Source organism: Dickeya poaceiphila (genome assembly GCF_007858975.2).
In the GTDB taxonomy this organism is placed as follows: Bacteria; Pseudomonadota; Gammaproteobacteria; order Enterobacterales; family Enterobacteriaceae; genus Dickeya; species Dickeya poaceiphila.
On record NZ_CP042220.2, the window covers coordinates 1,389,073 to 1,399,023 of the forward strand.

The following is a 9,951-nucleotide window of genomic DNA, read 5'->3' on the forward strand; positions in this document are numbered from 1 at the left end:
ATGTTAACACGCAATAAGTGAATAACTATTCATGCATTAGACGTTGCGATCAGTAGTACCACAATCGAATTGTTGTCATAATAGCTATGAGGAAAATGCATGGCTTGATGCGTTTATCGATGAATTTATCCTGTATTAGCGATAAGTCATTGTGATGATATGCGCAGTACTCCACTAAACCGGTAACCAGTAGCATGGGCGGTGTGGCGTGATTATACCGATGGTGGTAGCGCTTTTTATGCATAGTTATGTAATCAATTTACTTATGGCTAGTTGCCGAAAGGGGCTTGCGATCATGAATAAACGTATCCCGCCGCTCAATGCGCTGCACGCCTTTGTGGTGACGGCTCGTCATCTCAATTTCACCCGCGCGGCGGCAGAGCTGTTTGTGACTCAGGGGGCGGTGAGCCGACAAATCGCCTCGCTGGAAGCGTGGCTGGGGTTTGCGTTGTTTCAACGTCATGCTCGTGGGCTGCGGCTCACTCCTCAGGGGAGCCAATTATTGCCAGAGGTGAGGACGGTGTTTGAACACCTGTTTCGAGTGACTGATCAGGTTCGTGAAGGGCGCTCAATACGGATGAAAGCACCAACCTGCGCCATGCGGTGGCTGGTATCGCACCTGATGACGCTGGAACAGTCACGGCCAGATATCCATGTTGCGCTGACTACCACCACTGATCACGGCGTCGATTTTCGCCATGAAGATTTCGATGTCGCGGTGGTCTTCGCGTCAGATGACGCGCCGAAGCAACATGATGGCAAATTGTTCGACGAAGTGTTGTCTCCCGTGTTGGCTCCGCATTTGCTATCTGCCGGACAGACGGCATTACTGCCGGAGCAACTGGCGCGTCTGACGTTGCTGCATCCTACCCATGATCAGCGCGACTGGAAGTTGTGGTTGAAAACACACGGTATCAGTGAGCAGGTGATGCGCCGTAATCAGCAGTTCGACACCATGGATTTGGCGATCAGCGCGGCGATTCAGGGCTTCGGTATTGCGATAGCCGATGTGACGCTGGTAGCGGAAGACCTCCGCCGCCAGCGGCTGGTGAGGCCTTTTACCGAGACGGTGCAAACCGGCGCGGCGTATTATCTGGTACACCGCTCTGGTGCGTCGGCGGAATGGCTGACGGATTTTCTGGCCAGTTTCACCGCGGGTTTATCGACAGATCAAGGCTGATGAAGCCAGGGCGCAAGTAGCGACACCTGTCCTGCGTCAAAATCCACACGTATAGGTACGCCGAGCGGCAGAGTCAGCATCGGGTGGGTGTGGCAGCAGTCAAAATCAGCTAGCACCGGCAGCGGTTGCCCGTTAAGCACCTCGCGCAACACGGTGAGTGAATCGCGGCCAGTGCCTTTGTCGTCGAATAGCTCGTGTTTACCCAGAATCACCGCCGCCACCCGGTCAAACACGCCGCAGAGCTTCAGATGAGCAAACGAACGCTCTACGGTAGCGATGTCTTTTAGCGAATCTTCCAGCAGCAGAATGTCACCCTCTTCAATCGCCGGCATAAACGGGCTGCCCCAAATCCCGGCCATGGTGTTGAGATTGCCGCCAATAAGCCGCCCTTGATAAATACCATTGCCGTCGAAACGCCACTGGTTGGGATAGGTGATTTTGGCGCGCGATTGTTGATTCCAGTCGAGTCGTTCGTCGCTCCAGCCTGATGGTTGATGGTAGCGATGGTCGGGTTGCACAGTGCTGGTTAGCGCAAGGAAACTGGCAAAGGTGTCATCCACTAACGGTGGAAATTCGCCAAACGATGCCACCAGCGCCGGACCGTAAAAGGTCACCAGCCCGGTACGAGCATAAATGCCCAGCAGCAACGCGGTGACGTCTGAGTAACCGATGATGATTTTCGGGTCGCGCCGTAGCGCGTCATAGTCGAGATACGGCAGCAGCGAGTTGCTGTTATTGCCGCCGATGGTGGACATAATGCAGCGCACATCCGGGTTACGGATCAGGCTATTCAGTTCGTCAGCGCGATCAGCGATGCTGCCGGAACGGTAGTAGTCGGTTTTACCGGTCAACGTGCCAGCGCACAGCCGATAACCGTGCTGTTTCAGAAAGGTTTTCGCCCGGTCAAAACGTGCCGGAGCAAAGTATGTCGCGGGCGAGGACGGCGAGAAAAAGCCAATAGTATCACCTGGGCGCAGCGGCGAGGGCAGTAACAGCATTTGAGACATGAGTTCCTTTCTCCGTACAGGTGAGGCAGATAGGATTGATTGAATCATAAACCTTTCTTTTTAATCAGCAAACGCGATAAAAAAATAATTCCCTACGTTATTTTATAAATAGCTGCCTGTAATCACGGAAGTAACGTTTTCTGCGATTAAAGACAGTTCCTGCTATGTAATTTCTCTTTTAAAACGACATTTCATTCTATTTTGTTCGATAAGCTGATGGGATGGTAACCTTATGTTATAAAAATATTTTATATATAATTCACGCTCTGTTTTCGGCAGATAACGTAGAAAGAGGCCACCCGACATGGATAAGTGGGGGATGGCGATATTTTCGATCACAACATAACAACAAACGATACCTCACAATTCAGGGGGTGGTAGCAATGAAGATTTCGACACGATTATGGAGTTTCACCGGGATGCTGTCGCTGGGCATTCTGATTATGGGTGCTATTGGCATGTTTACCGCAGAAAAGGCCAATCAGTCGCTTAAGACGGTGTATGAAGACCGTACGGTGGCGCTGGCCCAACTGGAAAAAATGGAATGGCTGCTGCAGCGTAACCGGATATTGATCATGGATATGCTGTTGTTGCCAAATGCGTCAAATAAACAACAACGTATTGAAGAGTTAAACCAGAATACCACCCGGATTGATCAGGTCTGGAACGAATACCGTTCGACTTATCTGACGCCGGAGGAAACCCGTCTGGCAGATCAGTTTGCCGAATACTTGCAGCGCTATCAACGTGAAGGGATACAACCGACCGATACAGCGATCCGAAGTGGGCAAATGGAACAGGCAATACGCCTTTATGACGAGAAAGTCAGTCCACAGGAAAAGCAAGCGCACGCCCAACTCACCCAACTGGTGATGTTACAGGTTGACGTTGCTAAAGACGAATACACCAGTTCGGTACAGCGTTATCAGTGGTTGAAAGCGCTGGCGATCATAGCCGTGTTGTCGGGAATTATCGGTGCAGTGGTATTTGGCTGGATGATGGTGCGCGGTATTGTCCGTAGTCTGGCGCAAGCGCAGGCAGCGGCTGAAGCCGTGGCGAATGGTGATTTGACCTATCCTATCAATGCCAGTGGGCGTGATGAGATCACTACCGTGCTGAATACGTTGTCGCATATGCAGGATAGTCTGGGGCGCATTGTAATGCAGGTGCGACATGGCTCTGAGTCGGTGAAAGTCGCCAGTGGTGAAATCGCACTCGGCAACCATGACTTATCCGCACGCACCGAATCTCAGGCCAGTGCGCTGGAACAAACGGCGGCGTCCATGGAACAACTCTCTGCAACGGTGAAGCAAAACGCGGATAACGCCAGACAAGCTAACCAGTTGGCTCAGACCGCCAGTCAGGTGGCCGAGCAGGGAGGGAGCGTGGTGACTCAGGTGGTGGACACCATGCGGGAAATCAATGACAGTGCCCAGCGTATCGCCGATATCATTGGTGTTATCGACGGCATCGCTTTTCAAACCAATATTCTGGCATTGAACGCTGCCGTGGAAGCCGCGCGTGCCGGTGAACAAGGGCGTGGATTCTCGGTAGTCGCCGGTGAGGTACGGGCGCTGGCGCAGCGTAGTGCGGAGTCGGCCCGTGAAATCAAAGCGCTGATTTCCACCAGCGTGGAGCGGATCGAAAGCGGCAGTACACTGGCGGATAACGCGGGCCACACCATGCTGGAAGTGGTTAATAGCATCCGTCGTGTGACCGATATCATGGGGGAGATCAGCTCTGCCAGCCACGAACAGAGTAGTGGGGTATCGCAGGTGGGTGAAGCCGTGGTGAGTATGGAGCGTACTACCCAACAAAACGCGGCGCTGGTCGAAGAGATGGCGGCGGCGGCAAGCAGTTTGAGTAGTCAGGCGGAAGAGCTGGTGCAAGCGGTCGGGGTATTCCAACTATCGGCACGGGCGCCCGGCATACAGCCGAGCACCCGTGTTGCCGAACACAACCTGTTGCCGGATTATCAGTAACCGATGGCGGCGCCAGCCGGACGACGCGAATCGTTGGCGCCGTACAGATACCCTTCGCGCACCTTGCCGGACACTGCCGAGTCGTTGCCGGAGTTGGCGGGGATAACGCCTTCCTCGCCGGCTAAGCCAACCATGATAAGCTCGGTGGCGCCCCAGGGCGTCTGCTCCACCATCTTATAACCGCGTTCTTTGAGCAGATTAAGGGTGTCGGCAGACAGGCCGCGCTGCTCATAGTACACCTCGTCTGGCAACCATTGATGGTGGATGCGTGGCGCGTCCACTGCTTCTTGCGGCAACATACTGAAATCAAGAATATTCAGCGCGCTTTGCAGCGTAATGCTGATGATGCGTGCCCCTCCCGGCGAACCGATGACCAGAAAGATCTTGCCGTCTTTAGTCACCAGTGACGGGCTCATGGATGAGAGCGGACGTTTGCCCGGCGCAATTGAGTTACGTTCCCCTTGAACCAGACCGTACAAGTTCTTTTCGCCGACTTTGACGGTGAAATCATCCATCTCGTCGTTCAGAAAGAAACCGGTGCCGGGAGCTATCACTACCGCGCCGAAACGGCCATTCACCGTATAGGTGGTAGAAACGGCGTTACCCTGGTTATCGACAATTGAGTAGTGGGTCGTTTCCGGTTTTTCATGCGGTTCCATGCCGGGTTGGACCTGTTCGGACGGTGTGGCGTTGGTGTTGTCGATTTTCTTGCGGATCTCGGCGGCATAGTCTTTGCTCAGCAACCGGTCGGTGGGGTTTTTAACAAATGCCGGGTCGCCCAGATAGGTGTTGCGATCCATGTAAGCATGGCGCATGGCTTCAGTCATTACATGTATGGCCTGCGCTGAGTTGAATCCCATGCTTTTCAGGTCGTAACCTTCGAGAATGTTCAGCGTTTCACACAGGGTAATTCCGCCGGAACTGGGCGGAGGCGACGAGATGAACTGATAACCACGATAGCTGCAGGTAATGGGTTTGGTTTCAGTTACCCGATAATTGGCGAAGTCCGCTACAGTCAGAATACCGCCGCCTTTTTTAGATGCAGTCTCGATTATCTGGGGAATGTTGCCGTGGTAGAACGCATCCGGGCCTTTATCCGATATAGCCTGTAACGTATGGGCCAGATCGGTCTGCACCAGCCGGTCGCCCGGTTGTAACGCCGAGCCGTCCGGGCGCAGGAAGATGCGTGCTGATTCCGGGTCTTGCTTAAATCGTTTGATGGTCGTGTCGAGGATGTCGGTGTCGCCGCGGGTTAACACAAAGCCTTCTCGCGCCAGCTTGATGGCCGGGGCCATCACCTGGGCGCGGGCCAGCTTGCCGTATTTTTCGCGCGCGGTTTCCAGCCCCAGTACTGTGCCGGGAACGCCTGCAGCCAGATAGCCATACAAGCTGGCGTCTTTTTTGACTTTGCCTTCAGCATCCAGATACATCGTAGCGGAAGCCGCGGCGGGCGCAGTTTCCCGAAAGTTGATGAAGGTATCCTGACCATTTGCCAGATGAATGGTCATAAACCCGCCACCACCGATGTTGCCGCAGCACGGATTGACCACTGCCTGTGCGTAACCGACTGCTACTGCGGCATCAATCGCATTGCCCCCCATTTTTAGAATATCGACACCGACCTGTGAGGCCAGATGTTGTGAGGTGACCACCATACCGTGTTTGGCTTCCACTGCTGGTATGGAAACTGCGTGGACTACACCGCTGACCAATAATGCAGTCAGACTTAACGGCAGCAGCCATTTTCCCGATCTCATAGAACTCCCCCTTGATTGGTTTATTGGTGTTGTGGTGGACTGCATGGGTTGTGTTTGCATTAATGCATTCTGCGTGCCATTTTTATTGTGAACACTATTTTAGTGTTGAGTTTTTATCCTGAACGCAATGGCATGATCAGTGTAGCTGCGGCGGCATGTCATGCCCGGAAAATCATCAGGAATGTGGGTGCCCCCTCGCTTTTTAGCGCTGATCATGTCTAGCCGTGGGCGTTATGTCGTGCGTAGGCGTCACGCACCACGGTGACGATTTGCTCGCTCACCGCTTGTTCAGGAAGGCACTGCTTCCTGATGCGCCGACAATTTTCCGCAATATTGGGGTCATCCAGAAGCTGATGCAATTTATCCTCTAGTTTGTCGATGTCTCTGTCATTCAGCCATGTACCACACTTCATGGCGGTAACCCGACGCGCATTATCAAATTGATCAAACGCGCTGGGAATGACCAATTGGGGAATACCGGCTGCGAAAGATTGCGCCATCGTACCAATACCGCCGTGATGGATAATAGCTGCGCACTGATGCAGGTATTGACTCAAATTGATATGGCGCTCGATACGAATCCCGCTGTCGCCCGCCAGATCATGTTGTGGTTGACCGACTATCAAACACTGATAGCCGCGTTGACGGGTTTTTTTCACCAGTGAAACGACCAGATCCCGTTTGCTACTTAACGCCCAACTGGGCATAAAAATCACCGTAGGCGCACGAGCGATAAACTGAGCCAAATCGGCATCTTGTTGGTTATCCAATAAATTAAAAAGCGGAAAACTCACCTGACGGATGTGAGCCGGCCAGTCTGGCAATGGTGAGGCAAACCATTCCGGAAACAGGCACAGCAACGTTGCATCTGTGCAATGTGTCCATGACGTCAGCACGCGGTCGATACGCGGTAATTGCAACTGGCTCCTGAATTTATTGATAAAAGGCGCGAGTGTGCGATCAATCAGATATTTTTCGGCGAGATACAAAAACAGGCGACGCAGGCGTATCGGTAATCGACGCCCCCATACCAGTTGCTGATGATAGGGAGGATCATAACTAGAGATAAACGTTGATGGTGTGACTCGTACTGGGATAACACAACATCCCTTGGTTTCGCTGAACATTTTTGCAGAAAAAGACCACAACGAAGTAAGAATGATTGACGAGCGATCTACCCACGGCTCCAGCGCTTCATAAGCCGGCTGTTGCTGCGCATTCATGTAATTGACCATTTCATGGAAGGCGGATTTTTGATGCCACAAACGTTGTGAATTAACAGCGCGTAAATAGTCCTCGCTTTTGCCGACAGGAATAAAATGAAGTCCTCTTTCTCTTGCCGTTTGTTCAAAATAAGGGTTGGTACAAAGATAAACATCCAGTCCGGCATTTCTCAATGCCTCACCTATTATGATGAATGGATAAACATCTCCGGCAGAGCCAAGCGTGGATAAAAATATCCTCATGATTCCCTCCTTGTCACCAGCATTTACCGGTGCGATCTCGTCCTTGAATTATGATGTAATACGATAATTAATGTTTATTACGGTAATTAATAGTGAAGTGGGTAGATGTTTTTAACGGGTCACCATCGTTATTTTTTTCCATTTGATTACAATAGAGGTCCGACAACATATATACCCTAAATAATTCAAGTTGCAGGCAGGCGGCGACGCAGCGAATCCCCAAACGCTGCCGGGAGCAAAGTTGAACGCTGCTGGCAGCGGCCCGTAGGGCGAGGCACAGAGATGGGCCGAGTAACAAAGCAAACGCATCTGCAATGTGAAGTATGACGGGTACGGGTATATATGTTGATTCATAGAATTATTGCGCAAGTATAGGTGAGGCGATATGTGACTGTACAGGCCTTATTTGTAAGGTGAATTTAATGGCTATTTAGTGTTGATGGTTATTTTTATATGAAAATAAATTAGGTGGATAAGAAGTAACATAAATAAATTACTATGTTGATTGTATTATGTGAAATAAAAAGCTAGGGGTAATCTAACCGAATAACTATTTTCTGGTTTTCATTATGCCTTTTTATAAAACATAAAACGAAATAATGACGCATGATAACCATGAACTCTCTCATTAGCGGTGACTCTCTGACTGGGATCGCTTTTGCCTGTACTGGCTTATATGGCCTCAGGTCTACGACGGATCAGGATAGTTTCGTACTCCAGTGCTGTCGTCATTCAGCTTCATGGTCAGAGTGATCAACACTTTACTGATACAGGTAGTGCGCTGCAAAAAGAGCGCAATACCTGTCATCATCTCAATCCGTGGATACACGATCAGCAGATGAAGACAAACTTGTTACCAGTTGGCCGTCTTCAAACCGGAGCAACTGATCGGCCAGATGGAAGTAACGGTCATCATGGGTGATCACAATCACCAGTTTATTCTGCGCTTTCAGGCGGGGAATGATCTCGGTGTAAAACAGCCGACGGAATCTGGGGTCCTGATCCGCCGCCCATTCGTCAAAGACACAGATTGGTGTGTTTTCACAGTAGGACATGATCAGCGCCAGGCGTTTTTTCTGCCCGGAGGAGAGGTTTGTCGAGGACAGCTGACCGTGGGAGACGCTCACTTTATTGTTCAGTTCCAGGTCAGTCAGATGGCGTTGGATCATGGCGTCATCACCGGGGTTACCCCATTCATCCAGAACGTGATCGAACAGGAAGAAATCCGCGAAAATCGTGGAAAATGCCTGCTGGTATTCGGTAAGCGGGATGGTGTCAGACACGATGTCATCATCCAGACTGATCTGGCCCTGATCCGGCTGGTACAAGCCGACCAGCAGTTTTGCAAACGTCGATTTACCGCTGCCGTTGCCGCCGGTCAGAAAGACCGCTTCTCCGCGCCGGAACTGTGCATCAATAGGGCCGATACCAAAGCGGTACTGATCCCCGGCATCTGCCTGATAGTGAAAGGTGAGCTGGCGGACGTTAAGCGTCTGCCATGCCAGCCGTTCTGAGAGCGAATGGTGGCTTGATGGGGCCATGTCGGCCTCGTTGCGGGCCAGCGGTAGCCCTTCGACGTTACGGTAGGAGACGGTAAATTCGCTGAAACGGGATAATGAACTGACGACGTTTTCCACCGGGTCGATCATATACAGGATCACCAGCGCGAAGCCGACGACTGAGTCGGTCGGGATGTCTTTGAAATACAGGCTGGAGCCGAATATCACCAGACCAACCAGAAAAAAAATCAACGTCGAGCCAATGCTGTTCAGCATCGTAAAGATTAACGATACCCGGACACTGAGATGGCGGATATCGCGGTAATTGGTTTTCAGAATCCGTTCATAAATGAAGTGACGCCGTCTGGCATTAATGCTCAGCTCCTGGCTGCCGTCGACCATCATCTGCATGCCCTGAAACAGCGCATCTTCATAGTGGCGCAGGTGCTTGAAATGGCGCAGCCCATAACGGAGGAAGACGCTGGCGATCAGTCCGAGCAGGATGATAAGCGCCGTTGAAACCAGAAACAGACGCCCGGAGAGGTAACTCATGTAACTCAGACAGAGCACCACCGTGATCAGGCTGTAGACGAACTCCGGGAGGATCAGCAGGCCTTCCGACAGCTTGGCCGCGTCGGTTTTCAACGCGGCCAGAATGCGGTGCCCGCCGATGCGTTCAATGATGGCATAAGGCGTTGACAGCAGACGGCGGGTGAGTGAGTCCCTGAATTCATAAACGACGCGGGCCCCCAGCCTGGCCAGCAGATAGCGGGACATCAGGCCGAACAGCAATACCGCCGAGACCGCCAGTAAAAACCAGACAAAAGGTGTGACGCTGGCAGCGGACTGGCTGGTCATGGCACCGATCTGTAGGGTAATGATCTTTAGCATGCCAATACCAGACAGCGCGCTGATAGCACTTAGCACCGTGGCCAGCAGAACCTGCCATTTGAAACGGACAACGATAAGTTTGAACATCCGTTTTTCCTGTTTTTCCTTGTTATTCAGTATAAAACCGCCGGTTGTAACAACCGGCGGGGATGAACGACCGTACGATGGC

General features: G+C 51.8%; 7 protein-coding genes. 2 read left to right on the forward strand and 5 right to left on the reverse strand.

Annotated features, from left to right (window positions below; all coding sequences use genetic code 11):
- Positions 1-295: 295 nt before the first annotated feature.
- Positions 296-1,180 (forward strand): LysR substrate-binding domain-containing protein, encoded by an 885-nt coding sequence (locus tag Dpoa569_RS06050; RefSeq protein ID WP_042871666.1) that lies wholly within the window; start codon positions 296-298, stop codon positions 1,178-1,180.
- On the opposite strand, the gene Dpoa569_RS06055 is transcribed toward Dpoa569_RS06050, so the two are convergent.
- Entirely contained in the window at positions 1,171-2,187 is a 1,017-nt protein-coding gene (locus tag Dpoa569_RS06055; protein WP_042871664.1) for a S66 family peptidase, read from the reverse strand. The genes Dpoa569_RS06050 and Dpoa569_RS06055 overlap by 10 nt on opposite strands.
- A gap of 383 nt (positions 2,188-2,570) precedes the next feature.
- Here Dpoa569_RS06055 and Dpoa569_RS06060 point away from each other — a divergent pair, with 383 nt between their 5' ends.
- Entirely contained in the window at positions 2,571-4,169 is a 1,599-nt protein-coding gene (locus tag Dpoa569_RS06060; RefSeq protein WP_042871661.1) for a methyl-accepting chemotaxis protein, read from the forward strand.
- Here Dpoa569_RS06060 and ggt read toward each other — a convergent pair.
- The 4 genes from ggt to Dpoa569_RS06075 form a co-directional block, all read right to left on the reverse strand.
- Entirely contained in the window at positions 4,163-5,926 is a 1,764-nt protein-coding gene (gene ggt / locus Dpoa569_RS06065) for a gamma-glutamyltransferase (protein ID WP_042871659.1), read from the reverse strand. The two genes, Dpoa569_RS06060 and ggt, sit on opposite strands and share 7 nt — an antisense overlap.
- A gap of 218 nt (positions 5,927-6,144) precedes the next feature.
- Complete coding sequence (locus Dpoa569_RS06070; RefSeq protein ID WP_042871656.1) at positions 6,145-7,392, reverse strand: glycosyltransferase; 1,248 nt, start codon at positions 7,390-7,392, stop codon at positions 6,145-6,147.
- A 688-nt stretch (positions 7,393-8,080) separates the two neighbouring features.
- Complete coding sequence (locus Dpoa569_RS19725; protein WP_256376369.1) at positions 8,081-8,203, reverse strand: hypothetical protein; 123 nt, start codon at positions 8,201-8,203, stop codon at positions 8,081-8,083.
- A gap of 1 nt (position 8,204) precedes the next feature.
- Positions 8,205-9,869, reverse strand: a complete 1,665-nt coding sequence (locus Dpoa569_RS06075; protein ID WP_042871653.1) for a cyclic peptide export ABC transporter — start codon at positions 9,867-9,869, stop codon at positions 8,205-8,207.
- Positions 9,870-9,951: the final 82 nt, after the last annotated feature.

Excerpts from the sequence above, each read along its gene's own strand:
- Dpoa569_RS06050 (WP_042871666.1), top strand. The coding sequence starts at position 296 with ATGAATAAACGTATCCCGCCGCTCAATGCGCTGCACGCCTTTGTGGTG.
- Dpoa569_RS06055 (WP_042871664.1), bottom strand. The coding sequence starts at position 2,187 with ATGTCTCAAATGCTGTTACTGCCCTCGCCGCTGCGCCCAGGTGATACT.
- Dpoa569_RS06060 (WP_042871661.1), top strand. The coding sequence starts at position 2,571 with ATGAAGATTTCGACACGATTATGGAGTTTCACCGGGATGCTGTCGCTG.
- ggt (WP_042871659.1), bottom strand. The coding sequence starts at position 5,926 with ATGAGATCGGGAAAATGGCTGCTGCCGTTAAGTCTGACTGCATTATTG.
- Dpoa569_RS06070 (WP_042871656.1), bottom strand. The coding sequence starts at position 7,392 with ATGAGGATATTTTTATCCACGCTTGGCTCTGCCGGAGATGTTTATCCA.
- Dpoa569_RS19725 (WP_256376369.1), bottom strand. The coding sequence starts at position 8,203 with ATGATGACAGGTATTGCGCTCTTTTTGCAGCGCACTACCTGTATCAGT.
- Dpoa569_RS06075 (WP_042871653.1), bottom strand. The coding sequence starts at position 9,869 with ATGTTCAAACTTATCGTTGTCCGTTTCAAATGGCAGGTTCTGCTGGCC.